At 72.2% G+C, this 24463-nt stretch carries 19 protein-coding genes and 1 pseudogene; 15 read left to right on the top strand and 5 right to left on the bottom strand.

What is annotated here, in order from left to right:
• Positions 1 to 800, bottom strand: a pseudogene (locus tag ACFU5F_RS18505) (hypothetical protein); the annotation flags it as partial.
• 206 nt (positions 801 to 1006) lie between these two features.
• Here ACFU5F_RS18505 and argH point away from each other — a divergent pair.
• The 4 genes from argH (at position 1007) to ACFU5F_RS18485 (ending at position 5998) form a co-directional block, all read left to right on the top strand.
• Positions 1007 to 2437, top strand: a complete 1431-nt coding sequence (argH, locus tag ACFU5F_RS18500; protein WP_383888079.1) for an argininosuccinate lyase — start codon at positions 1007 to 1009, stop codon at positions 2435 to 2437.
• Positions 2438 to 2734: 297 nt separating this feature from the next.
• Entirely contained in the window at positions 2735 to 3706 is a 972-nt protein-coding gene (locus ACFU5F_RS18495; protein WP_383888077.1) for an aldo/keto reductase, read from the top strand.
• 178 nt (positions 3707 to 3884) lie between these two features.
• On the top strand, positions 3885 to 4451 hold the full coding sequence (locus tag ACFU5F_RS18490) for a TetR/AcrR family transcriptional regulator (protein WP_383888075.1): 567 nt from the start codon (positions 3885 to 3887) through the stop codon (positions 4449 to 4451).
• Entirely contained in the window at positions 4448 to 5998 is a 1551-nt protein-coding gene (locus tag ACFU5F_RS18485) for an MFS transporter (RefSeq protein WP_383888073.1), read from the top strand. Before ACFU5F_RS18490 ends, ACFU5F_RS18485 begins: the two co-directional genes overlap by 4 nt.
• A 137-nt stretch (positions 5999 to 6135) precedes the next feature.
• Here the strand turns inward: ACFU5F_RS18485 and ACFU5F_RS18480 are convergent, their stop codons facing one another.
• Entirely contained in the window at positions 6136 to 6810 is a 675-nt protein-coding gene (locus ACFU5F_RS18480) for a 1-acyl-sn-glycerol-3-phosphate acyltransferase (RefSeq protein WP_037725637.1), read from the bottom strand.
• A 331-nt stretch (positions 6811 to 7141) separates the two neighbouring features.
• On the opposite strand from ACFU5F_RS18480, the gene ACFU5F_RS18475 reads away from it, so the two are divergent.
• The 3 genes from ACFU5F_RS18475 to ACFU5F_RS18465 all read left to right on the top strand — a co-directional run bounded on the left by ACFU5F_RS18475 (position 7142) and on the right by ACFU5F_RS18465 (position 9517).
• The gene (locus ACFU5F_RS18475) at positions 7142 to 8347 is read left to right on the top strand and encodes a glycerophosphodiester phosphodiesterase (RefSeq protein WP_383888071.1); all 1206 of its coding nucleotides are present in this window, start codon (positions 7142 to 7144) and stop codon (positions 8345 to 8347) included.
• Positions 8348 to 8467: 120 nt separating this feature from the next.
• Positions 8468 to 8974, top strand: a complete 507-nt coding sequence (locus tag ACFU5F_RS18470; protein ID WP_383888069.1) for an RNA polymerase sigma factor — start codon at positions 8468 to 8470, stop codon at positions 8972 to 8974.
• Positions 8975 to 9019: 45 nt separating this feature from the next.
• Positions 9020 to 9517 carry a GNAT family N-acetyltransferase gene (locus tag ACFU5F_RS18465; RefSeq protein WP_383888067.1) on the top strand — a complete coding sequence of 166 codons (498 nt, stop codon included), beginning with the start codon at positions 9020 to 9022 and terminating at the stop codon, positions 9515 to 9517.
• A 69-nt stretch (positions 9518 to 9586) separates the two neighbouring features.
• Here the strand turns inward: ACFU5F_RS18465 and ACFU5F_RS18460 are convergent, their stop codons facing one another.
• Positions 9587 to 10024 (bottom strand): hypothetical protein, encoded by a 438-nt coding sequence (locus ACFU5F_RS18460; RefSeq protein ID WP_383888066.1) that lies wholly within the window; start codon positions 10022 to 10024, stop codon positions 9587 to 9589.
• A gap of 1 nt (position 10025) precedes the next feature.
• A complete protein-coding gene (locus ACFU5F_RS18455; RefSeq protein WP_383888064.1) occupies positions 10026 to 10385 on the bottom strand; it encodes a hypothetical protein in 360 nt (119 codons plus the stop codon).
• A 411-nt stretch (positions 10386 to 10796) separates the two neighbouring features.
• Between ACFU5F_RS18455 and ACFU5F_RS18450 the strand changes: the two genes are divergently transcribed.
• The 8 genes from ACFU5F_RS18450 to ACFU5F_RS18415 all read left to right on the top strand — a co-directional run bounded on the left by ACFU5F_RS18450 (position 10797) and on the right by ACFU5F_RS18415 (position 22987).
• Positions 10797 to 11843 carry a methionine ABC transporter ATP-binding protein gene (locus tag ACFU5F_RS18450; protein ID WP_383888062.1) on the top strand — a complete coding sequence of 349 codons (1047 nt, stop codon included), beginning with the start codon at positions 10797 to 10799 and terminating at the stop codon, positions 11841 to 11843.
• A complete protein-coding gene (locus ACFU5F_RS18445) occupies positions 11840 to 12571 on the top strand; it encodes a methionine ABC transporter permease (protein WP_383888060.1) in 732 nt (243 codons plus the stop codon). The genes ACFU5F_RS18450 and ACFU5F_RS18445 overlap by 4 nt, the downstream gene beginning before the upstream one ends.
• 76 nt (positions 12572 to 12647) lie before the next feature.
• On the top strand, positions 12648 to 13481 hold the full coding sequence (locus ACFU5F_RS18440; protein WP_383888058.1) for a MetQ/NlpA family ABC transporter substrate-binding protein: 834 nt from the start codon (positions 12648 to 12650) through the stop codon (positions 13479 to 13481).
• 191 nt (positions 13482 to 13672) lie between these two features.
• Positions 13673 to 14311, top strand: coding sequence for a GNAT family N-acetyltransferase (locus ACFU5F_RS18435; RefSeq protein ID WP_383888056.1), 639 nt, complete (start codon positions 13673 to 13675; stop codon positions 14309 to 14311).
• Positions 14312 to 14437: 126 nt separating this feature from the next.
• On the top strand, positions 14438 to 15649 hold the full coding sequence (cbiE, locus tag ACFU5F_RS18430; protein ID WP_383888054.1) for a precorrin-6y C5,15-methyltransferase (decarboxylating) subunit CbiE: 1212 nt from the start codon (positions 14438 to 14440) through the stop codon (positions 15647 to 15649).
• A 347-nt stretch (positions 15650 to 15996) separates the two neighbouring features.
• Positions 15997 to 20520 carry a nicotinate-nucleotide--dimethylbenzimidazole phosphoribosyltransferase gene (gene cobT / locus ACFU5F_RS18425; RefSeq protein WP_383888052.1) on the top strand — a complete coding sequence of 1508 codons (4524 nt, stop codon included), beginning with the start codon at positions 15997 to 15999 and terminating at the stop codon, positions 20518 to 20520.
• A gap of 309 nt (positions 20521 to 20829) precedes the next feature.
• Positions 20830 to 22062 carry a uroporphyrinogen-III C-methyltransferase gene (gene cobA, locus ACFU5F_RS18420; RefSeq protein WP_383888050.1) on the top strand — a complete coding sequence of 411 codons (1233 nt, stop codon included), beginning with the start codon at positions 20830 to 20832 and terminating at the stop codon, positions 22060 to 22062.
• A 106-nt stretch (positions 22063 to 22168) separates the two neighbouring features.
• Positions 22169 to 22987, top strand: coding sequence for a TrmH family RNA methyltransferase (locus ACFU5F_RS18415; RefSeq protein ID WP_383888048.1), 819 nt, complete (start codon positions 22169 to 22171; stop codon positions 22985 to 22987).
• 66 nt (positions 22988 to 23053) lie between these two features.
• On the opposite strand, the gene ACFU5F_RS18410 is transcribed toward ACFU5F_RS18415, so the two are convergent.
• Positions 23054 to 24373: a serine/threonine-protein kinase gene (locus ACFU5F_RS18410; RefSeq protein WP_383888085.1), complete on the bottom strand. Its 1320-nt coding sequence runs from the start codon at positions 24371 to 24373 to the stop codon at positions 23054 to 23056.
• Positions 24374 to 24463: the final 90 nt, after the last annotated feature.

Here is a 24463-nt window from a genome sequence, read left to right as displayed (position 1 = left end):
AGGCCCTCGGGCTTGGCGGCGGCGCGGCCGATGGCGGTCTCGATGCGGTTCAGCGCGGCGACGCGCTTGTCCTCCAGCGGGCCGAGGATGGCGTTGTTGACGAAGTTCGCACCGCCCTGGCCGACGGTGTCGATCAGGCGCTGGTTGGCTTCCTGGATCTGGGTGTCGAGGAGGGCGAGGTTGCGGTCGACCTCGGCCTGCGCGGAGGCCGGGATCGCCGGGAGGCTGCCCTCGACCGCCGGGCACGAGATCGTGCCGGGACCGCCCGCGTTGCCCGCGTCGGCGGCGCCCTCGCCCGCTCCGGCCCCGGCGTCCGCTCCGGCCCGGGCTCCCGCCTGGTCGCCGGCGCCCGCGGCGCCGCCCTGGTCGAGCTGGCAGGGGGCGAGCTTCTCCAGGCCCTCGGGCTTGGCGGCGGCGCGGCCGATGGCGGTCTCGATGCGGTTCAGCGCGGCGACGCGCTTGTCCTCCAGCGGGCCGAGGATGGCGTTCTGGACGAAGTTCGCACCGCCCTGGCCGACCGTGTCGACGAGGCGCTTGTTGGCCTCCTGGATCTGGGTCTGCAACTGGGCGAGGTTGCGGTCGACCTCGGCCTGGGCGGAGGCGGGGATCGCCGGGAGGCTGCCCTCGACCGCCGGGCACGAGATGGTGCCCGGGGAAGCGGCAGCGTCCTGACCGTCGTTGTTGGCACCCTCACCGGCGAGAGCGGAACCCGCGATGACCGCTCCGGAGAGCACGACCGCGGCGGCGCCGCCGATGATCCCTACGCGACGCTTGTTGTACTTCGGAAGAGCCCTGGACATGCGGATGCCTCACTCGAGTCGGGTGTGGTCGGTGTGAACTAACGCGGCGCCTGCGTTCGGTGAGAGTTACGAGCAAGCGGTTTCATTTGTTCAAAGCTTTCTCCGCATCTCCCAAAGTTCTCTCAGATTGACGATTCATGCAGAGTTCTGCATACTCATGCATGACAGCGAGCAGTGCAGTGCGCGGAGATCGAGGAGCAACGCGAGTGAGCAGCAACAGCGGTGACGTACGGCTCTGGGGCGCCCGTTTCGCCGACGGTCCCGCGGAGGCCCTGGCGAAGCTGTCCGCGTCGGTCCACTTCGACTGGCGCCTGGCCCCGTACGACATCGCGGGCTCCCGCGCCCACGCGCGTGTGCTGCACAAGGCGGGTCTGCTCACCGAGGACGAGCTGACCCGGATGATCGCGGGACTGGACCGGCTCGAAGCGGACGTGGCCTCGGGCGAGTTCGTCGGCACGGTCGCCGACGAGGACGTGCACACCGCCCTGGAGCGCGGCCTCCTGGAGCGCCTGGGCCCCGACCTGGGCGGCAAGCTGCGCGCCGGCCGGTCCCGGAACGACCAGGTCGCGACCCTCTTCCGGATGTACCTGCGCGACCACGCCCGTACGGTCGGCGGCCTGATCGCCGAGCTGCAGGAGGCGCTGATCGGTCTGGCGGAGGCCCACCCGGACGTGGCGATGCCCGGCCGGACGCACCTCCAGCACGCCCAGCCCGTCCTGTTCGCCCACCACGTCCTCGCCCACGTCCAGTCCCTCTCCCGGGACGCGGAGCGGCTGCGTCAGTGGGACGAGCGCACGGCCGTCTCCCCGTACGGCTCGGGCGCCCTCGCAGGCAGCAGCCTCGGCCTGGACCCGGAGGCGGTGGCGAAGGACCTGGGCTTCGAGCACGGCAGCTCCGCGAACTCCATCGACGGCACGGCCTCCCGTGACTTCGTCGCCGAGTTCGCCTTCATCACCGCGATGATCGGCGTGAACCTCTCCCGGATCGCGGAGGAGGTCATCATCTGGAACACGAAGGAGTTCTCCTTCGTGACCCTCCACGACGCCTTCTCGACGGGCTCGTCGATCATGCCGCAGAAGAAGAACCCGGACATCGCCGAGCTGGCCCGGGGCAAGTCCGGCCGCCTGATCGGCAATCTGACGGGACTGATGGCGACGCTGAAGGCCCTGCCGCTGGCCTACAACCGCGACCTCCAGGAGGACAAGGAGCCGGTCTTCGACTCCATCGACCAGCTGGAGGTCCTGCTCCCCGCCTTCACCGGCATGATGGCCACGCTCACCGTCCACCGGGAGCGCATGGAGGAACTGGCCCCGGCCGGCTTCTCCCTCGCCACCGACATCGCCGAATGGCTCGTCAAGCAGGGTGTCCCCTTCCGCGTCGCCCACGAGGTCGCCGGTGAGTGCGTCAAGGTCGCCGAGTCCGAGAACAAGGAGCTGAACGACCTGACGGACGACCAGTTCGCCAAGATCTCGGCCCACCTGACCCCCGAGGTCCGCACGGTCCTCAACGTCCCCGGCGCCCTAGCCTCCCGCAACGGCCGCGGCGGCACGGCCCCGAGCGCGGTGGCGGTCCAGCTGGCGGACATCAAGCAGGACGTGGCGGCGCAGCACGCGTGGGCGACCGCGAAGAAGGGCTGAGACGGGGAGGCGTGGGGCCGAGGAGGAGCGCCCCGTAAGGGGCGCGGGGAACTGCGCGAGAACCCCCACCGGACGCGCGCGTACCCACCCACTCCGCGCGGAGCGCGGCTGAGGGTCGAAGGGGCGCGGCCCCTGGATGGGGGCACCTCCCGCTCGGAGCGAAGCCGAGAGTGGGGGAGGGACGGGTAGGGGCGGCGAGGGCGGGAAAACACCCGGAGCCCCCCGCGCCCGCACAACGAAGGTCATCGCGAGTTAGGTTGGTCGGAGCCTCCAGGAGCCGACCGAACGGAGCCCGCGATGCCCTTCGCCCGACTGGCCGCAGCCACCACCCCCACCTGCCACATCGGTTTCGGTCTCGCCGCGGTCGCCCGCCCCGGCTACATCACCCTCGGCCGCGACGCCGACCTCGGACGGACCCGCACCGTCGAGGCCCTCCGCGCCCGCACCCACGAACTCCTCGACGCCGCCTACGCCCAGGGCGTCCGCTACTTCGACGCGGCTCGCTCCTACGGCCGCTCGGAGGAGTTCCTCGCCGACTGGCTGACGGCCCGCCCGGGCCTCGACGACATCGTCGTCGGCAGCAAGTGGGGCTACACCTACACCGCCGGCTGGACCACCGACGCCGAGCAGCACGAGGTCAAGGACCACAGCCTCCGGACGTACGAGCGGCAGCGCGCCGAGAGCACCGAACTCCTCGGCGACCGGCTGGACCTCTACCAGATCCACTCGGTGACCCCGGACAGCCCGGCCCTCACCGACAAGGAACTCCACTCCCGGCTGGCGGAAGCCGCCGCCCAGGGCGTCACCATCGGCTTCTCCACGAGCGGCCCGGCCCAGGCGGAGGCCGTCCGCACCGCCCTCGCGGTGACCGTGGACGGCGAACCCCTGTTCCGCACCGTCCAGTCGACGTACAACGCGCTGGAGACCTCCGCCGCGCCCGCGCTCGCCGAGGCGCACGACGCCGGGGTCACCGTGATCGTCAAGGAGGGCATGGCGAACGGCCGGCTGGCCGGCCCGCACGCCCCGGACGCGCTCCGTGCCGTCGCCGAACAGACGGGGCTCGGCTGCGACGCGGTCGCCCTGGCGGTGGTCCTGCGGCAGCCGTGGGCCGGTGTCGTCCTCTCCGGCGCCGCCACCACCCACCAGCTCGCCTCCAATCTGCACGCGGCGGTCGTCGACCTCGACGACGAGCAGCTGGCCGCCCTCGCCGGTCTGGCCGAGGACCCGCGGACCTACTGGGAGAAGCGCGGACAGCTGCCCTGGCACTGACCGCGGACGGCTGTTCCGCCACTGACCACGGACGGCTGCCCTGGTACCCACCACGGCAGCTGTCCTTGCGGTGACCACGACCCTCGACCCCATTGTCATGAGACGTCTGACTCCATCACCATGAGACACCCATGCCCGCCGTGAGACATGAATGTCTCATATGGGTTATGGTTGTCTCATGACCGTCGATCGTGAACACGTGCTGCGCAGCGCAGCCGCCCTGCTGACCCGCAAGTCCAGCGCGACGATGGACGAGGTCGCGAAGGCCGCCGGGATCAGCAGGGCCACGCTGCACCGCCACTTCGCGGGGCGCGAAGCGCTCGTACGGGCGCTGGAGGCGCTCGGTATCGCGGAGTGCGAGGCCGCGCTGGACGCGGCCCGTCCCGCCGAGGGCTCCCCGCGCGAGGCCGTACGGCGACTCGTGCGGGAGATCGAACCGGCCGCGGCCCTCCTCGCCTTCCTCTACACCGAGGCACAGCTGTTCGAGGGAGAGGGGCAGCACGAGGGCTGGTCCCGGATCGACGACCGCATCGCGGCCCTCTTCACCCGCGGCCAGGCAGCGGGCGAGTTCCGCATCGACCTCACCCCGGCCTGGCTCACCGAGGCGCTCTACGGCCTGCTGGCCTCCGGGGCCTGGGCGGTCGCGGACGGCCGTGTGGCCGCCAAGGACTTCACCTACATGACCACCGAGCTCCTGCTCGGCGGCGCTCTGCGTCATCCCGCACAACCGAGAGAGGAATCATGACCAGCACCCTGCGGCCGGCCGGCGCGACGGAGGCGGAGAAGAGGCCGGGCCGCTGGCTCGCGCTCTCCGTCCTCGTGCTCGCCGTGCTGCTGGTGGCCGTCGACGCCACCGTCCTCGGTCTCGCGACCCCCTACATCAGTGAGGATCTGCAGCCGTCGGGCAACCAGCTCCTGTGGATCGGTGACGTCTACTCGTTCGTCATCGCGGGCCTGCTCGTGTCCGCCGGCAGCCTCGGCGACCGCATCGGCCGCAAGAAGCTGCTGCTCGTCGGGGCCACGGCGTTCGGCGTGATATCCGTGCTCAACGCCTATGCGACCTCGCCCGAGATGCTGATCGTCGCGCGGGCCCTGCTCGGTGTCGCGGGCGCCACCCTGATGCCCGCCACCCTCGCCCTGATCCGCAACCTCTTCCACGACCCGCGTGAGCGCAGCCTCGCCATCGGCGTCTGGGGCGCCACGGCCTCCGCCGGCACGGCGGTCGGGCCGGTCGTCGGCGGGTTCCTGCTGGAGCACTTCTGGTGGGGTTCGGTCTTCCTGATCAACCTGCCGGTGATGGCCGTCCTCGTCCTCGTCGGCATCAAGCTGCTTCCCGAGTCCCGCCACCCGAGCCCGGGCCCCTGGGACATGCTCAGCGTCGGCCTGTCACTGGTCGGCATGATCGGTGTCGTGTACGCGGTGAAGGAGACCGCCTCCCACGGCATCGACGGCAACGTGCTCGCCGCGGGCCTGCTCGGCCTCGCCGGACTGTTCTTCTTCGTACGCCGTCAGCTGACACTGCCGCACCCGCTGCTGGACATGCGCCTGTTCCGCAGCCGGGGCTTCTCCGGAGCGGTCCTCGCCGACCTGCTGACCATTCTCGGCCTGTCCGGCCTGGTCTTCTTCCTCTCGCAGTTCCTGCAACTCGTCCAGGGACGGGGGCCGCTGGAGGCGGGGCTCGCCGAACTGCCGGCGGCCGTCGGCGCGGTGGCCGCGGGCCTGATCGCCGGAACCGCCGCACGCCGCTTCTCGGTCCGTTCCGTGGTCGCGGGCGGCCTCGCGGCCATCGGCGTGGCCCTCGCCCTGCTCACGCTGGTCGACCGCACCACCGGCTACCCCCTGATCGGTGCGGCACTGCTGATCGTCGGCATCGGCGCGGGTCTGTCCTTCACCGTCACCGCCGACGTCATCCTCTCCAGCGTCCCCAAGGAACAGGCGGGCGCGGCCTCGGCCGTCTCGGAGACGGCGTACGAGCTGGGCGCCGCCCTCGGTATCGCGGTCCTGGGCTCGATCGTGACGGGCGTCTACCGCGACTTCACGGCCCCGCCCGGCACTCCGGCCGAGGCCCACGAGTCACTGGGCGGAGCGGTGGAGGCGGCGGCGCACATGCCCCCGAACGCGGCCCAGCAGATGCTCACATCGGCCCAGGAAGCCTTCGTCGACGGCCTGACCATCGCCGCAGCCGCAGGCGCGGCCGTACTCCTGGCCACGGCAGCCACAGCCTGGCTCCTCCTGCGCACCCAACACCTGGACCCCAGCCCCGCCACCCCGGAGAAACACGGCCCGCAGTGAACCAAGCGCAACCCCCGCCCACCCCGCACCGGACATCCGACGGAAGTCCCCCGTCAGGGGCGCGGGGAACTGCGCGAGACCCCGCCACCGCGCACCCCCACAACGAACCCCCACCCCCACCCGCCAAACCAGCGGAGCTACGCCGCCTCCTTGGCCTTCGACGCGTACATATCCACATACTCCTGCCCCGACAACCGCATCACCTCAGCCATCACCGAGTCGGTCACCGCCCGCAGGACATACCGGTCCCGGTCCATCCCCTCGTACCGGGAGAACTCCATCGCCTCACCGAACCGCACGGTCACCCGGTGCGGCCGCGGCAGCCCCGCACCACCCGGCTGGATCTTGTCCGTCCCGATCATCGCGAAGGGGACGACCGGCGCCCCGGTCATCAGCGTCAGCCGGGCGATGCCCGTACGCCCCCGGTACAGGCGGCCGTCGGGCGACCGCGTCCCCTCGGGGTAGATGCCGAACATCCGGCCCTCGTCCAGCACCCGCCGTCCGGTCATCAGCGCGGCGACGCCGCCCCGGCCGCCGTCACGGTCGACGGGGATCATGCCGACGCCCGTGAAGAACCAGGCCATCAGCCGGCCCTTGATCCCCTTGCCGGTGACGTACTCGTCCTTGCCGATGAAGACGACCTGCCGGTCGCAGACCAGCGGCAGGATCATCGAGTCGATGAAGGTCAGATGGTTGCCGGCGAGGATCACCGGACCGTCTCCCGGAATGTGCTCGGCGCCCTCCACCCGAGGGCGGAACATCAGGCGCATGATCGGTCCGAGCACTGCCTTGATGAGCACGAAGCGGGACAACGGGCCCTCCCATGTCAAGCGTTCCGGTACAAGTCTGTGCAGGTGAGGACGATACTCCCGGCGCCGGGGGCGGCGCACACCGGGTTCACCGAGTGGATACCAAGTGTTGACGCTGTTTTACCTGCGGTGACGTACGAGTGGCGGCGTGTCACGGGTCCGAAACATGTGACGGACATCGCGCCACCGAACGGACGACCCGTCATATTGCGCCTCTCGCGCGACACGAGGCGTCTTCCGCGTGTTCGGTCCCAGGTCTCCCGACGGTCACCTCCGGACACCTACGATCGTCCCGCTTTGACAGGTGCAGGGCATCACGGTGGAGGAGCCGGACATGGGGACGCAGGAGTCGCGGCAGTCGCAGGACCCGAACGGGCAGGGACGCGGGGCGGAGGGACGCGGGGCGGGCCGACGGGCGATGCTCGGTGCTGCGATGCTCGGCGCGGGCGGGGCGGTCCTCGGGCTGCCCGCCACCGCCCGGGCCGCCGAGGCCGCGTCGGGCTCGACGTCGGGCGGGGGGTATCGCAGACTGCCCGTGCCGACGATCATCGCGCACCGAGGAGCCAGCGGCTACCGCCCGGAGCACACGCTCGGCTCGTACCAGCTCGCCCTCGACATGGGCGCGCACGTCATCGAGCAGGACCTCGTGCCCACCAAGGACGGTCACCTCGTATGCCGTCACGAGAACGACATCACGGGCACCACCGATGTGGCGACGCACCCCGAGTTCGCCGACCGGAAGGCCACGAAGGTCGTCGACGGCGTCACCTACACCGGCTGGTTCACGGAGGACTTCACCCTCGCCGAGCTGAAGACCCTGCGCGCCAAGGAACGCATCCCGGGCAACCGGCAGGAGAACACCCTCTACGACGGCCGCTGGGAGATCCCCACCTTCGAGGAGGTGCTGCGCTGGGCCGAGAAGGAGGGCAGGAAGCGGGGCGAGCGGGTCTGGCTGCACGTGGAGACCAAGCACCCCACCTACTTCCGCAAGCTGGGCCTCGGCCTGGAGGAGCCGCTCGCCAGGCTGCTGCGCACGTACGGCCGGCACAAGAAGAACTCGCCGGTCTTCCTGCAGTCGTTCGAGCCGAGCAGCATCCAGCGCCTGAACGGCCTGGTGGACAGCCCCCTCGTCGTCCTGCTCTCCGGCGCCGCCACCCGTCCCTGGGACTTCGTCGAGGCCGGTGACCCGCGCACCGTCGCCGACCTGGTCAAGCCGGCCGGCCTCGCCTGGATCGCCTCTTTCGCCAACGGCATCGGCCCCACCCTCGACCTGGTCATCCCGCGCGACTCGGGCGGCAACCTGACCACCCCCACCACCCTTGTCGCGGACGCGCACGCCAAGGGCCTGATCCTGCACCCGTACACCCTGCGCAACGAGAACACCTTCCTGCCCGCGAACTTCCGCAGGGGCACGGACGCCAACGCCTACGGCGACTCCTTCGGCGCGTTCAAGGTGTACTTCGACACCGGCATCGACGGCATCTTCACCGACAACCCCGACACCGGCCTGCTGGCCCACGCGGACTTCGTCGGCGACTGAGCCGACCGGGGGAGCCCGACCGGTGGAGACCGACCGTCAACACATGAGCCCCTGGCCCCGATTGGGGTGACTCCCGTCCGCCCCGGCAACCCCGGCCGGGGCGGCGGCGTCCCGGGGCATATGACACACGACATGCTGACCGGCCTCCGCCCCCTGCTGGTCGCGGAGGCGTCGGCCGAGGCCCCCGCGGCCGGCACCGAGGCGGGAGACCTGGAACAGGCGGTCTGGCTGCGCCTGCTGGAGCGGCTCGACGCCGCCGGCCCGCCCGCCGATCCGGAGGGCTGGCTGCGCAGCGCCGTCCGCTTCGAGGCGCGTCTCAGCCGCCGCACGGCCCGGCACGAACTGCCCTACGCCGCCGAGCCCGCCGACGAGCACGCGCCCGGCCCCGAACAGCAGGTCCTGACCGCCGCCCGCCGCCGAGCGTTGTACGCGGCCGTACGCCGGCTCCCCGGGCGCTGCCCCCGGCTGCTCGCGGCCCTGCTGTCCCCCGACGACCTCACCTATCGCGAGATCGCGGGCGAGTTGGGTATCTCACAGGGCAGCCTGGGCCCGGAACGTTCCAGATGTCTGGGATGTCTTCGACGATTGCTGTCCGCGGAGGTTGCGGCGCGCGAACCACGGGGATAGGAGTGAAGGACATCGGGTGAGCAGGTGAGCGGGAGGCGTGCACACATGGGCATGAGCGTGACCATCGCGGTGGCGACCGAGCAGGACGCCGAGCAGATCTTCAGGCTGCAGTACCTGTGCTTCCAGGGCGAGGCGGCCCTGTACGGCAACTACCGCATCGACCCGCTCGTCCAGAGCCTCGACTCCGTCCGCGAGGAGGTCGCCTCGGACTGTGTGTTCGTGGCCAGGCTGGGGGACGAAGTGGTCGGCTCCGTGCGCGGCGCCCTCGACGCCGACGGCACCGCGGCCATCGGCAAGCTCTGCGTCCACCCCCGCCTCCAGGGCCACGGCATCGGCGCGCGGCTCCTGCGCGCCGCCGAGTCGGCCCTCGCCGGAGAACGCGGCGCCACCAGGTTCCGCCTCAGCGCGGGCCACCGCAGCGAGGGCAACCTCCGGCTGTACCGCCGGGTCGGCTATGAGACCGTCGGGACCAGCCAGGGCCGGGACGGGGTGCCGATGGTGGTGCTGGAGAAGCCGGCGGGGGCGTACGCGACGACAGCGTGACAGGGCCCCCGGGAGGGGGCGAGGACGACGCGACCGGCCGGCGACGGGTCCGCGGCCGCCCGACGCACCTCAGGCGGCCTCCGGCCGGCGCGCACTCCTGCGCAGCCAGTACATCGCGGTGACCGGAAGGATCACAGGGATGAACAGGTATCCGATCCCGTAGTCCGACCACACCGTCTTGTCCGGGAACGCCGACGGCTCCACCAGCGTCCACGTCCCCACGATCAGCACGCCCGCCAGTTCCACCGCGCAGCACAGCCGCGCCGCCTTCCGGGCGAACTCCCCGCCCCGCACCAGCGAGTACGTGATGAACCCGTAGACGAGCCCGGCCACCGCGGACAGCGTGTACGCGAGCGGGGCGTGCTCGAACTCGGTGGAGATCTGCACGGCGGACCGCGACACGGCCCCGACGACCATCACGCCGTACAGCCAGACCAGCAACATCCCCGGTCCGCTGATGAGCCGCGCCGGTCTCGCGTCCCGCGGCACCTCGTTCGTCGCGGTCACCTCAGCCTCCCCAGATGTCGTAGAGCCGCACCTGCAGCACGGCGAGCACCACACCGCCGGCCGCGACGGTCACGCTGCCCCAGCGGGTGCGCTCCGCCAGTGACATGAACCCGGTGACCGGGACGCACGCGAACGCTCCGAGCAGATAGGAGACGAAGATCGTGCTCCCCTGCTCCGGCTTCTCCCCGCGTGCCAACTGCACGATCCCGACGACCAGTTGCACAAGAGCCAGCACCGACACCACGGCCATGCCGATGAAGTGCCAGTCCTTGGTCGGCTGATCGCGATACGCGGCCCAGCCGCACCAGGCGGCGAGCACAAGCGCGGCGACGGCGGTCGTCACCGTCAGGGGAACAAGCATGCCGCGACCCTATTACGGCGCAGAATCCCGCCGCTTCCGGCCCCGCCCCCGGAAACCCGCAAGGCGCACTTCGTGGCCTTGGCCACAGAAGCGGATGCTCACAGAATGGACGCCACCCCGCTCCACCTGCGGACATGATGAGCAAGCCCGTCCACATCTTGGACGGGCCGCTCTCGCCTGCCGCATACATCTGTTTTACTGATCTCATGACCACGACGAGCTGCCGCACCCTTGCGACCGAGGCGACGATGACGCCCGGTGCTCGTTGTACGTGTCGAATGTGCGCCTGCTAGAGGACCCCACCCCCCCCGGCACGTCCGTACGCGCTGAACGCCGTACGAGACCCCTGTGCCCGCGCACGTCTTCCCTCCCGTACCCGGGCACACCCATGCCCCCGCGTACTCGACAGTGATGGAAACCCCAGTGATCACGACAACAGGCCTGACCAAGGTCTACCGCTCGCGCGGCCGTGAGGTCACCGCCCTCGACGGCGTCGATCTCCACGTCCGCGAGGGCGAGGTGTACGGCGTCATCGGCCAGTCCGGCGCCGGCAAGTCCTCCCTCATCCGCTGCGTCAACCTGCTGGAACGCCCCACCGCCGGCACCGTCACCGTCGCGGGGCAGGACCTCACGGCTCTCGCCGGGCGCGGCCCCCGGGCCGGCAAGGAACTGCGGCAGGCCCGCAGCCGTATAGGCATGGTCTTCCAGCACTTCAACCTGCTGTCCACCCGCACGGTCCAGGACAACGTCGAGCTGCCCCTGGAGATCCTCGGCCGGTCCGGCAAGGAGCGCTCCCGCAAGGCCCTCGAACTCCTCGACCTCGTCGGGCTCGCCGACCGGGCGCAGTCCTACCCCGCCCAGCTCTCCGGTGGTCAGAAGCAGCGCGTCGGCATCGCCCGCGCCCTCGCCGGCGACCCCAAGGTCCTCCTGTCCGACGAGGCCACCAGCGCCCTCGACCCGGAGACCACCCGCTCGATCCTCCACCTGCTGCGCGACCTCAACCGCGAGCTGGGCCTCACCGTCCTGCTGATCACCCACGAGATGGACGTGGTGAAGTCGATCTGCGACTCGGCCGCGCTGATGGAGAAGGGGCGCATCGTCGAGTCCGGCACCGTGAGCGAACTGCTCGCGACCCCCGGATCCGAACTGGCCCCCGCCCTCTTCCCGGTGACCGGCGACGCCACCGACGAGGACCGCACGGTCGTCGACGTCACCTTCCAGGGCGAGGCGGCCACCCATCCCGTCATCTCCCGGCTGTCGCGCACCTACAACATCGACATCTCGATCCTCGGCGCGGCCATCGACACCGTCGGCGGCCTCCAGGTCGGCCGGATGCGCATCGAACTGCCCGGCCGCTACGAGGACAACGTGGTGCCGATCGGCTTCCTGCGCGAACAGGGCCTCCAGATCGACGTCGTGGGCCAGGAGCGTGTCCTGGTGAAGGAAGGTGCCAAGTGACCTGGTCCGAGATGCGGCCCCTGCTGGAGCAGGCCTGTTGGGACACCCTCTACATGGTCGGCTGGTCCACGCTCATCGCGGTCGTCGGCGGCCTGCCGCTCGGCATCCTGCTCGTCCTCACGGACCGGGACGGCCTGCTGCGCAACGTCCTCGCCAACAAGGTCATCGGGCAGATGGTGAACGTCGCCCGCTCGATGCCCTTCATCATCCTGATGGTCGCGCTGATGGGCTTCACCCGCTGGGTCACCGGCTCGACCATCGGCCGTGAGGCGGCCGTCGTGCCGCTCGCCATCGGCGCCATCCCGTTCTTCGCGCGCCTGGTCGAGACGGCCGTCCGCGAAGTGGACCACGGGCTCGTGGAGGCCGTGCAGGCCATGGGCGGCAACACCTGGACCGTCGTCCGCAGGGTCCTCGTCCCGGAGTCCCTGCCCTCACTGATCTCCTCGGCCACCACGACCGTCGTCGCCCTCATCGGCTACTCGGCCATGGCCGGCACCGTCGGCGCGGGCGGCCTCGGCGACATCGCCATCCGGTACGGCTACCAGCGCTTCGAGACCGAACTGATGTGGATCACCGTGGTGGTCCTCGCGGTCGTCATCTCCGCCATCCAGTTCACCGGCGACCACGCGGCCCGCGCCCTGCACCGGCGCGGCGGCCGATCCGGCGCCGCACCCCGGCTCCGGCTGCTGAAGCCCAGGGCCGCCACCGCGGACATCACCAAGGTCTAGTCCGCGCGCGGGCATCCGCAGATTTCCCGTCCCACCCAAGACGGGACCGCTCCACCCAAAAGGAAAGGCACTTTTCGTGCGTAACACCGCCAAGTTCACCACCGCCGTACTCGCCGCCGGGGCCCTCACCCTCGGGCTCACCGCCTGCGGCGCGGACAAGGCCGACAGCGCGTCCGACACGAGCGGCCCCCTCGTCGTCGCCGCCAGCCCCACCCCGCACGCCGACATCCTCAACTTCGTCAAGGACGAGCTGGCGAAGGACGCGGGACTGGAGCTGGAGGTCAAGGAGTTCAGCGACTACGTCCTGCAGAACCCGGCCACGGAGGACGGCTCCGTCGACGCGAACTACTTCCAGAACCAGCCGTACCTCGACGACTACAACAAGAAGAACGGCACCCACATCGTGCCCGTCGTCACCGTGCACCTGGAGCCGCTCGGCCTCTACTCGAACAAGGTCGAGAACAAGGACGACCTCAAGAACGGCGCGACCGTCGCCGTCCCGAACGACACCGTCAACGAGGCGCGTGCCCTCAAGCTGCTCGACTCCGCCGGGATCATCAGGCTCAAGGACGGGGCCGGCACCGACGCGACCCCCGCCGACATCACCGCGAACCCGAAGAAGCTGAAGTTCAAGGAGCTGGAGGCGGCCCAGACCCCCCGCTCCCTGGACGACGTCGACGCCGCGGTGATCAACGGCAACTACGCCCTCGAAGCCGACCTCTCGCCCGCCGACGACGCCCTCGCCGTCGAGCCCGCCAAGGACAACCCGAACGGCAACTTCCTCGCCGTCAAGGAGGGCAACGAGGACGACCCGCGCGTGAAGAAGCTCGCCGGGCTCCTCACCTCCGACGAGGTGCGGAAGTTCATCCAGGGCAAGTGGAGCAACGGCTCCGTCATCCCGTCCTTCTGACCCGAGTCCTTCCGACTCGCGTCCTTCTCGCGCCCGTCCTTCCGTGCCGACGGCACGTATACGGCGTTTCGCCACGCATCGGGGCCGCTCCCTCACGGGGAGTCGGCCCCCTGGTGCGATTCAGTGCTTTCATGCTGCATGCTGGGCAGTTCGGCAGGCTCTCAAAGTTTTCGAAGGTTACGGAGCGGCGCATGATGAGCACCTTTCCCGACATCTCCATCAACACGGATCGGTTGGTTCTGCGCCCGTTCGACGAGGACGACATCCAGGCCTTCACCGAGATGATGAACGACGAGCAGGTGATGGCCTGGACCGATGTCCCGCAGCCCTTCACCGAACGCGAGGCGCGTACCTGGATCACCGGGTACGCGCCCACCGAACGCACGTCGGGACGCGGCCTCGACCTCGCGGTCACCGAGTTCCTCACCCAGCGCCTGGTCGGTGTCATCCAGCTGACCAAGACCGACTGGCACGTGCGCGCGACCGAACTCTCGTACGTCGTCGCCCCCTGGGCGCGCGGCGAGGGCTACGCCTCCGAGGCCGCCCTCGCCACCGCCCAATGGCTGTTCCGTGAGCAGAAGTTCGAGCGCATCGAGCTGCGCACGGCCGCCGACAACACCGCCTCCCAGCAGGTCGCGCAGAAGATCGGCTGTATCAGCGAGGGCGTGCTGCGCAACGCCTGTATAGCGCGCGCCCGCACCGCCGAGGACGGCTGGACCGAGGTCCGCACGGACTTCATCGTCTGGAGCCTCCTCCCGGAGGACATCGAGGGCGTCAGCGAGGAACTCGCCGACAGCGGAGGGTACGGGGCCTACTCGGACTGGAACTGAGCACCCACGGGCGTGCGGGGGGCCGTGAACCCGGCCGCCGGACCCCACCGCGCCACCGGGTAGTCTCGACGGACCCCGTGCGGGCATTCCCGACGACCTGCGAAGACCCTCTGGAGACTGACGAAGATGGCCGACCGGGTCACGGTGATCGGCTGGGACGGCTCCCCCCTGACCGCCGCGGCACGCTCCGCCCTCGCCGCCGCCACGCTGGTGGCCGGCGCGGCCCACCATCTCGCACTGCCCGAGGTGCCCCCGCGCGCCGAACGCATCCGCCTCGGCAGTGTCGCCCTCGCCGCCCGACGCATCGCCGGCCACCGGGGCACCGCCGTCGTCCTCGCCGACGGCGATCCGGGCTTCTTCGGGGTCGTCCGCACCCTCAGGTCCCCCGAGTTCGGCCTGGAGGTCGAGGTCGTCCCCGGCGTCTCCTCGGTCGCCGCCGCCTTCGCCCGCGCGGGCATGCCCTGGGACGACGCGGAGGTCGTCGTCGCCCACCGCCGTACGCTGCGCCGCGCGGTGAACGTGTGCCGCGCCCACACCAAGGTCGCCGTCCTCACCTCGCCCGGCGCCGGCCCCGCCGAACTCGGCCTGCTCCTCGACGGAGTCCACCGCACCTTCGTGGTCTGCGAGGAACTCGGCACGGAACGCGAGCGGGTCACCGTCCTCACCTCCGACAAGGCCGTCGACCGCACCTGGCGCGACCCCAACCTCGTCATCGTCATCGGCGGCCACGCGGGCGCGTCCGAGAGCGGCGGCTGGCTCGCCGGGCGTGACCCCGCCGCCGGACCGCGCGGCTGGGCCCTGCCCTCCGCCGTCTACGGCGGCGCCATGGGCGAGGGCGAGGCCGAACTGCTGCGTTCCTCCCAACTCGCCCGCCTGGGCCCCCGCGTGGGCGACCTCGTCTGGGACATCGGTTCCGGCAGCGGCGCCTTCGCCACCGAGGCCGCCCGCTGCGGCGCCGCCGTGATCGCCGTCGACCACGACCCCGAGGCCTGCGGGCGGACGACCCTCGCCGCCCGCCGCTTCGGCGTACAGCTCCAGGTGGTGCACGGCGCCGCCCCGCACGTCCTGGAGAACCTGCCCGAACCCGATGTCGTACGCGTCGGCGGCGGGGGAGCCAGGGTGGTGTCGGCCGTCGCCGACCGCCGCCCCCTGCGCATCGTCACCCACGCCCTGACCCGGCCCGCCGCCGAGCGCGTCGGACGGGACCTGACCGAGCACGGGTACGAGGTCCGCTGTGACTTCGTCCAGTCCGTGGAACTCGATACCAGGGCCTGGACGGAACGGGAGCGGAGCGTCGCTTTCCTGCTCAGCGGGACCCTGCCTGAACGTTCCGTGTGATCCGGTTGTCGTACCGGCGCGGTAGGCTGGCCGACTGTTGTACCGCACTTCGACATCCGGCACTTCGTCGGCCAATGTCCTAAAAGCACGCCCGTTTTGAGGGCGTGTGTGGTACGGCGAAACGGGGAGGACGCGCAACGTGGCGCAGTCCACAGCGGACCGTCGCGGATCAAGCTGTCGCGATGGGGGGACGACCGGGACAATGGCCCTTCAATGGCTTTGTCGACATGCAGCCGGGCCGTCACGTGCCGCTGGGCACGCACGCTCGTTCTCCACGGTGGGGCGGTAGGTGCGCCGTTCCCGGGCCAGCTGGCATGGAGGCACTAACCGATGGGCGAGGGGTACGCATGACCGACACCGGCCAGGTCCCGGGCGAGGGACTGCCGGAGAGCGCAGGCATGGTGGAGCAGCCGGGCGTCCCTGCGCCGGGTGCGTACACCTACCTCTCCGAGACCGCCGCCGAGGACGAAGACCTCCTGCTGCCGGGCGCCCAGGGCGCGTGGGGCAACGAGATGCCGCCGCCCGCCCCCGAGCCCGTCGTCCAGGTCGTCCACGAGCCCGCCGTCCACGAGCCGGGCCCGCACGAGATGTCCGGCCGCGACAGCGGCTCGCACGACCTGAGCGCCGTCCGTACCCCGGTCGCGACCCCCGTCCCGCAGCCGCCGGTGGCCCGCCGCCCGCTGCATCTCGGCCCGCCGACCCCCGACGCCTCCGCCAGTCCGGTCCGCTCCCTCGCCGACCGCGGCCCGGCCGGTGCCCCCGTGCCGCCGAGCGCCGTACGCCACCCCGGCCCGCCCACCGCCGGCCCCGAGTACCTCGACGTGCCCCAGCAGCCCGTGTCGCAGTGGGTCGGCGCCCCTGCGCAGGCCGCGCCGGGGGTGGCTCCCGGGGGAGCGGCCGCAGAAACGGCCGCTCCGCAGGAGGCGCAGCTTTCCGTGGCCGTGGCGCAGACACCGTCGGCCGAGGAGATGCCGCAGGCCGCGGACACACCCCAGGAGATCCAGGACGCCGAGGCCCTCCACCAGGCCCAGGACGCCGCCTACGCCCTGGCGCAGGAGGCCGCGGCCGCCCAGTTCCGGAACCCGGAAGCCGTGGGGACGCCGGTCGCCGCGCAGTTCCAGGCCCCGGAGGCGGTGGAGCCGCAGACGGATGCCTCGGAGGCGGATGCTCCGCAGACGGATGCCCCGGAGGCGGATGCCCCGGAGGCGGATGCCCCGGAGGCGGATGCTCCGGAGGCCGTGGCGGCGCCGGTCGCCGTCGAGGAGCAGGCCGAGGCGCCGGTCGTCGAACAGACGGCCGAGCCGCAGACGCACCCCGCAGAGGCGGGGGAAGCGTCGGCCGCCGTCGAGGAGCAGGCTCAGGAGACGACCGTCGAGCAGACCGGGCTTCCCGGGGAGGCCGAGCCGCAGTTCCAGGCCCCGGAGGCCGGGGAAGCGCCGGTCGTCGTCGGGACAGAGGCGGCGGAGGCCGCAGAAGCACGGTCCGCCGGACCGGAAGAGGCTCCCGAGGCCGCCGACGAGCCGCCCGCGCCCGAGGCTGCCGAGCCCGCCCCCGGCCCCGAGGCCCCGCAGGCCGTGGCTCGGCAGGACGCCGAGCCCGTGGAGACGACGCCGGAGGTGCAGGCACCCGAGGCGCAGGTCTCCGAGGAGCCCGCGCCCGTCGATCCTGCCGAGCCCTCGCCGGAGGCGGCAACCGTCCCCCCGGCGCCCGTGGACCCCGAGCCGGTCCCGGCCCCGACGGTCGCCGAGACGCAGGACACCCCCCAGGTTCTTCAGGAGCCGGAGGAGGAGCCCCCGGCGTCTCAGGAGGCCCCCGAGACCGTCGAGGCATCCGTTCCGACCTCTCCCGACGAGCCCGAGACGCCGCTGCCGCAGGCCGACCCCGACGCTTCCGAGCAGGCCGGCGCGGTTGTCACAGCGGAGGCCGAACACCCCGCCGCTCCCGAGGAGCAGGCACCGGCCGCCGATGTGGCCGACGACCAGGTGATCCTCGCCGCGCCGGACGAGAGCGGCCCCGCCCCCGCGCAGCAGTCTCAGCAGGCGGAGCAGACCCCGGCCGCGGAGGAGCCCCGGCCCACGGAGACCGGGGCGGACCAGGCCCCGACGCCGGAAACCCCGGCGGAGGCCGCGCCCGTGCCCGGGACCGTGGAATCCCAGCTGCTGGAGCCCGCGCAGTCGGAAACCCAGGCCGTCGCGCAGGACCCGCAGGACCCGCAGGCCACCGAGCCGGTCGAACCCGTCGCGGACCAGGAAGCGGACCAGGACACTGCCGAGCGGACCACCACCTCCGACAGCGCTGCGCAGCAGCCGGAGGCCGTACAGCCGCCCGTCCCCGCCGAAGCCGTCGTGGAGCCCGAGGTCACCGGGGTGAACACGGCCGAGGAGTCGTCTGCCGAAGCGGAGCCCCAGGAGCGGTCCGCACCCGCCGACGAGGCACCCGCCGAAGCATCGGCCGAGCCGGCAGCCGACCCCTCGCCCGCGGACCCGGAGATCGCCGACCCCGAAGGCGCCACCCCCGCGACCGTGGATCCCGCACCCGTGGACGCGGCGACCGCCGAGCCCTCACCGGCTGCCCCGACCGAGGCGCCGAACCCCGTGGCCACCGGGATCGCAGCCCCCCAGGGCGCGGTGGTCCGGCTCCCGGCCGAGTCCGCGTCGGACGCACCGCTATCCGGAGCGGCCCAGGAGCCCGCACCCGAGACCGGCGCCGTCCGTCCGCCGGAACCGTTCGTACCCCTCCTCGGCTCCCTGCCGACCGCCCCGCACACCGCTCCGGCCCACGTGGTGGCGGTCCCGCCGTCGACCCCCGCCGCCACCGAGTTCCCGCCCGCCGAGGGGCAGACGGAAGCGGCGGCCGGGCCCGGAATCCCGACCCCCCGGGGCTCCGAGGCCGAGACGATCGTCGTACCGCAGCCGCTCGCGGCGACCGGCGCGGACGCGGACGCGGAGCCCGACCTCGTCCAGAACGCCGAGGACCTGGCCACCCGTGCCGCCGACCAGGAGGACGGCGAAGCGGCGCCGGAAGCGGAAGCAGTGGAAGTGGAAGCAGCAGCCGACGGGAGCACGGCCCCGGTGGACGAGACACCCGAGGACGTTCCGGCGCAGGACGTCCAGGAGGACGAGATCCGGCAGCCCACGGGCCCCGCCGCGCCGCCCTATGACGACGCCGAACGCGAGGCCGTCCTCAAGGTCATGCGCGAGCGCCGCGACATCCGCAACGGCTTCCGCAGCGACCCGATCCCGCACGACGTCCTGCTCCGCGTCCTGGAGGCCGCCCACACGGCGCCCTCGGTCGGCCACTCGCAGCCCTGGGACTTCGTCGTCATCCGGTCCGCCGAGACCCGCCGCACCATGCACGAACTCGCCCAGCGCCAGCGCGAGGCGTACGCGAAGTCGCTGCCGAAGGGCCGGGCGAAGCAGTTCAAGGAACTGAAGATCGAGGCGATCCTCGACACCCCGGTGAACATCGTCGTCACCGCCGACCCGACCCGGGGCGGACGCCACACCCTGGGCCGCCACACCCAGCCGCAGATGGCGCCGTACTCCTCCGCGCTCGCCGTCGAGAACCTGTGGCTCGCGGCCCGCGCCGAGGGGCTCGGCGTCGGCTGGGTCAGCTTCTTCGACGAGCGCGAGATGGTCCGCGCCCTCGGCCTGCCCGAACACCTGGAGGTCGTGGCCTACCTGTGCGTCGGCTACGTCGACGAGTTCCCGGCGGAGCCCGAGCTGATGCAGGCGGGCTGGGCCAAGCGCCGCCCGCTCTCCTGGGTCGTCCACGAGGAGACGTACGGCCGCCGCGCCCTGCCCGGCGCCGAGCCGCACGACCTGCTCGCCGAGACCGTCGCCGGTATCCGCCCGCTGGACGCCAAGGCGCTCGGCGAGGCGTGGGAGCGGCAGAAGCGCATGACCAAGCCGGCGGGCGCCCTCGGCATGCTGGAGATCATCTCCGCCCAGCTGTCGGGCCTGTCCCGGCAGTGCCCGCCGCCCATCCCGGAGCCCGCGGCCGTCGCGATCTTCGCGGGTGACCACGGCGTCCATGCCCAGGGCGTCACCCCCTGGCCGCAGGAGGTGACGGCCCAGATGGTCGCCAACTTCCTCGGCGGGGGAGCGGTCTGCAACGCCTTCGCCGCCCAGGTGGGCGCCGAGGTGTGCGTCGTGGACGTGGGCGTGGCGAGCGACCTCCCGGCCACGCCGGGGCTGCTGCCGCGCAAGGTCCGCGCCGGCACGTCCGACATGACCACCGGCCCCGCGATGACCCGCGAGGAGGCCAAGCAGGCCATCGAGGTGGGCATCGAGACCGCCCGCGACCTGGTCGCGGCCGGTAACAAGGCGCTGCTCACGGGCGAGATGGGCATTGCCAACACCACCGCGTCCGCCGCCCTGATCGCCGTCTTCACCGGCGCGGACCCCGCCGAGGTCACGGGCCGGGGCACCGGCATCAACGACGAGACCCTCGCCCGCAAGACCGAGGTCGTCAGACGGGCCATCGAGCTGCACCAGCCGGACCCCGCCGACCCCATCGGTGTCCTCGCGGCCATCGGCGGCTTCGAGCACGCCGCCATCGTCGGCCTGCTCCTCGGCGGCGCCTCCCTGCGTACGCCGGTGATCCTCGACGGCGTCAGTGCCGGCGCCGCCGCGCTGGTGGCCCGAGCCATCGCCCCCGAGGTCCTCGCCGCCTGCATCGCCGGCCACCGCAGTGCCGAGCCGGGCCATGTGGCCGCTCTGCAGAAGCTGGGCCTGCGGCCCCTCGTCGACCTCGACCTCCGCCTCGGCGAGGGCACCGGCGCCCTCCTCGCCCTCCCGGTCGTCCAGAGCGCGGCCCGAGCGATGCACGAGGTGGCGACGTTCGACTCGGCGGGGGTAACCGAGAAGTAGGTGAGTGGGGTACCGGGGGCGCTTTCGCAGCCCGGGCGCGGTTGTGGGCAATCGTTCCGCAGGGCGGAACGGGTGGGCACAACCGCCCACGGCGAGCAGTCGGCAACGGTGCTCACCACGTCCCCGGGGGCCCGGGGGCAGCGCCCCCGGTTTCGGGAAGGGGCGGGCTGGGGGAAGGGAACCCCACCCACCTCAGCCACCCACCGGACCCGCAGCCTAAAATTCCCACGTCAGGGCCGCTCCAAAGTCGCAGCGCCCCCACCGCAGCGCCCCCACCGCACCGCCGCCAGCCCGAGGAGCCGCACCCTCATGGCCGAACACCCCGCCTACCCCGTAGGCCTCCGCCTCACCGGCCGCCGAGTGGTCGTCATCGGCGGCGGCCAGGTCGCCCAACGCCGACTCCCCGCGCTCATCGCGGCCGGCGCCGACATCGTCCTCGTGTCCCCGAGCGCCACCCCCTCCGTCGAGGCGATGGCGGACGCGGGCGAGCTGACCTGGGAGAGGCGCCGGTACGCGGAGGGCGACCTGGCCGAGGCCTGGTACGTCCTGGTCGCCACCGGCGACCCGGTGGCGAACGCGCGCGCGTCCGCCGAGGCGGAGCGCCACCGCGTCTGGTGCGTCCGCTCCGACAGCGCGGAGGAGGCCACCGCCTGGACCCCGGCGACCGGCCACAGCGAGGGCGTCACGGTCGCCGTGCTCACCGCCAACGCCCAGGAGCGCGACCCCCGGCACACCGCCGCGATCCGCGACGCGGTCGTCGAGGGCCTGCGGGACGGCACCCTCGTCGCCCCCCACCACCGCACCCGCACCTCCGGTGTCTCCCTCGTCGGCGGCGGCCCCGGCGACCCGGACCTGATCACCGTGCGCGGCCGCCGGCTCCTCGCCGAGGCCGACGTCGTCATCGCCGACCGGCTCGGCCCCCGCGACCTCCTCGCCGAACTCCCCCCGCACGTCGAGGTGATCGACGCGGCGAAGATCCCGTACGGCCGGTTCATGGCCCAGGAGGCCATCAACAACGCGCTGATCGAGCACGCCAAGCAGGGCAAGTCGGTCGTACGCCTCAAGGGCGGTGACCCGTACGTCTTCGGCCGGGGCATGGAGGAACTGCACGCGCTCGCCGAGGCCGGTATCCCGTGCACGGTCGTGCCCGGCATCTCCAGCTCGATCTCCGTACCGAGCGCCGCCGGCATCCCGGTCACCCACCGGGGCGTCGCCCATGAGTTCACCGTGGTCAGCGGCCATGTGGCGCCCGACGACGAGCGCTCGCTCGTCGACTGGCCCGCCCTCGCCCGGCTGACCGGCACCCTGGTGATCCTCATGGGCGTCGACAAGATCGGCCGGATCGCCGAGAGCCTGGTGGCGCACGGCAAGTCCCCGGACACCCCGGTCGCTCTGGTCCAGGAGGGCACCACGGCCGGCCAGCGCCGGGTGGACGCCACCCTCGCCACGGTCGCCGAGACGGTACGCACGCAGGAGGTCCGGCCGCCGGCGGTCATCGTGATCGGCGAGGTCGTGAAGGTGGGGCCCGGGACGAACGCGTGACACCGGGCGGCGAGCCCGGACCGTGCGGGAGCGGAACCGTAACCACCGGTAACCCGACCCGTCCCCAGCCGTTGGCACCACACCCAGGACAAGGCAGTATCACCCTGTGGCCGATCTCATCACCGTTGACGACCCCGACGACCCGCGCCTGCGCGACTACACCGGCCTGACCGACGTGGAGCTGCGCCGCCGGCGCGAACCCGCCGAGGGCCTCTTCATCGCCGAGGGCGAGAAGGTCATCAGACGGGCCAAGGAAGCCGGCTACGAGATGCGCTCGATGCTGCTCTCCGCGAAGTGGGTCGACGTCATGCGCGACGTCATCGACGAACTCCCGGCGCCCGTCTACGCGGTCAGCCCCGAACTCGCCGAACAGGTCACCGGCTACCACGTGCACCGGGGCGCCCTCGCCTCCATGCAGCGCAAGCCTCTGCCGACGGCCGACCAACTCCTGGGCGCCGCCCGCCGGGTCGTCATCATGGAGTCGGTCAACGACCACACCAACATCGGCGCGATCTTCCGCTCGGCCGCCGCCCTCGGGATGGACGCGGTCCTGCTCTCGCCGGACTGCGCCGACCCGCTCTACCGACGCAGCGTCAAGGTCTCCATGGGCGCGGTCTTCTCCGTGCCCTACGCCCGCCTCGATGCCTGGCCCAAGGGTCTCGACGCGGTCCGCGACGCCGGTTTCACCCTGCTCGCCCTCACTCCGGACGAGAAGGCGAAGTCCCTCGACGAGACGGCCCCGCACCGTATGGACCGTGTCGCCCTCATGCTCGGCGCCGAAGGAGACGGCCTCTCCACCAAGGCCCTGATGTCCGCCGACGAATGGGTCCGCATCCCCATGGCCCACGGAGTCGACTCCCTCAACGTGGGCGCGGCGGCGGCGGTGGCCTTCTACGCGGTGGCGACGGGGCGTCCGCGGAACTGAGCAGGCGAGGGCGTCCCGGGCACGCCCGTCGGCGTCCTCGCGACATCCCGACGGCCCCCGCGGACATCAGCCGTTGTGCCGCGACTCCAGGAACGACCGTTCGTACCGGAGGCCCCCGTCGACGCCGAGCCCCCGCGACGGCCCCTGACACCCCTGCGCCGTGGCGATCCCGAGCGCGGCCAGCAACGTCACGACCACGAACACGAAGAGACGCTGCCGCAGCAACCGGGGATTGGCGGGCCGTCGCCCGGTCCCGTTCGTCCGTGGCCCCGGCCGTCCCGCACCACTGCGCGGCGCGGGCCGTTTCCCGGACCCGGTCGTGTTGCGCGACGGAGCGGGACGCGCACCGGGGCGTGACCCACCCCCGGTCCGCGCACCCCCGGCCCCGCCACCCGTACGGGACCCGCCCCCGGTCCGCGGCGACGGCGCCCCCGGCTGCGACCGGCGCGTGTCCGGCGGTTGCCGCAGCGTGCGCTGCTCGACGTACTGCTCCGCGATCCGGCCCGAGGCCCGGTCCGGATCCGTACGCGGCGCGGGCGGCCGTAGGCCGGACAGACCCTGCGCCTCGCGGGCGGCGATCTCCTTGAGCCGCAGCGACAGTTGCAGCGTGCTGGGCCGTTCCTCCGGATCCTTCGCCAGACAGGCGCGGACGAGCGGCGCGAGTGCGTCGGGCACCCCGCGCAGCTGTGCCTCCTCGTGCACCACGCGGTAGAGCATGACCTCCGAACTGCCGTGTCCGAAGGGGGAGTCGGAGGTCGCCGCATAGGCGAGCGTGGCGCCGAGCGAGAACACGTCCGTGGCCGGTGTCACGGCGGCCCCGCGCACCTGTTCGGGCGCCAGGAAGCCGGGCGATCCCACGGCCGTACCGACATGGGTCAGGGTCGAGGCCCCGGTCGCCCACGCGATACCGAAGTCGATGATCCGCGGTCCCTTCGGGGACAGCAGGATGTTGGACGGCTTGAGGTCCCGGTGGACGACACCGGCCTCGTGCACGGCCACGAGCCCCTCGGAGAGGGCGGCACCGACGGCGGCCACGTCGGCGGCCGACATGGGCCCCTCCTCGGCGACCTTGTCGTGCAACGAGGGCCCCGGCACGTACTGCGTGGCGAACCACGGCCGGTCCGCGTCCAGATCGGCGGCGACCAGCCGGGCCGTGCACCCGCCCCTGATCCGCCGTGCCGCCGACACCTCGCGGGCGAACCGCGACCGGAACTCCTGGTCCTCCGCCAGGTCCGGGCGGATGACCTTGAGCGCGACACGCTGTCCACGCCGGTCGGAGCCCAGGTAGACGACGCCCATGCCCCCCGCGCCGAGCCGTCTGTGGATCCTGAACGAGCCGACGACGCGCGGGTCCTCGCGCCTCAGGCGCATCATCGCCATGTTCATCCCCGCTGCCCGTTCCGTCTGACGAGCCACAGCTTACGTTTCCACGGCCGGGCGTGCGCAGAGGCCGCGCCCTCGCGACCCGATGGATTG

The organism is Streptomyces sp. NPDC057438 (genome assembly GCF_042802995.1).
GTDB lineage: Bacteria > Actinomycetota > Actinomycetes > Streptomycetales > Streptomycetaceae > Streptomyces.
Note: the sequence above shows the minus strand (reverse complement) of the source record. Positions and strands in the feature narration are given on the sequence as shown.

What these genes read in the sequence shown, in the direction of transcription:
- ACFU5F_RS18495 (WP_383888077.1), top strand. Translation starts at nt 2,735, where the DNA reads ATGCCCTTCGCCCGACTGGCCGCAGCCACCACCCCCACCTGCCACATC.
- ACFU5F_RS18490 (WP_383888075.1), top strand. Translation starts at nt 3,885, where the DNA reads ATGACCGTCGATCGTGAACACGTGCTGCGCAGCGCAGCCGCCCTGCTG.
- ACFU5F_RS18485 (WP_383888073.1), top strand. Translation starts at nt 4,448, where the DNA reads ATGACCAGCACCCTGCGGCCGGCCGGCGCGACGGAGGCGGAGAAGAGG.
- ACFU5F_RS18475 (WP_383888071.1), top strand. Translation starts at nt 7,142, where the DNA reads ATGGGGACGCAGGAGTCGCGGCAGTCGCAGGACCCGAACGGGCAGGGA.
- ACFU5F_RS18470 (WP_383888069.1), top strand. Translation starts at nt 8,468, where the DNA reads ATGACACACGACATGCTGACCGGCCTCCGCCCCCTGCTGGTCGCGGAG.
- ACFU5F_RS18465 (WP_383888067.1), top strand. Translation starts at nt 9,020, where the DNA reads ATGGGCATGAGCGTGACCATCGCGGTGGCGACCGAGCAGGACGCCGAG.
- ACFU5F_RS18455 (WP_383888064.1), bottom strand. Translation starts at nt 10,385, where the DNA reads ATGCTTGTTCCCCTGACGGTGACGACCGCCGTCGCCGCGCTTGTGCTC.
- ACFU5F_RS18450 (WP_383888062.1), top strand. Translation starts at nt 10,797, where the DNA reads ATGGAAACCCCAGTGATCACGACAACAGGCCTGACCAAGGTCTACCGC.
- ACFU5F_RS18435 (WP_383888056.1), top strand. Translation starts at nt 13,673, where the DNA reads ATGATGAGCACCTTTCCCGACATCTCCATCAACACGGATCGGTTGGTT.
- cbiE (WP_383888054.1), top strand. Translation starts at nt 14,438, where the DNA reads ATGGCCGACCGGGTCACGGTGATCGGCTGGGACGGCTCCCCCCTGACC.
- cobT (WP_383888052.1), top strand. Translation starts at nt 15,997, where the DNA reads ATGACCGACACCGGCCAGGTCCCGGGCGAGGGACTGCCGGAGAGCGCA.
- cobA (WP_383888050.1), top strand. Translation starts at nt 20,830, where the DNA reads ATGGCCGAACACCCCGCCTACCCCGTAGGCCTCCGCCTCACCGGCCGC.
- ACFU5F_RS18410 (WP_383888085.1), bottom strand. Translation starts at nt 24,373, where the DNA reads ATGAACATGGCGATGATGCGCCTGAGGCGCGAGGACCCGCGCGTCGTC.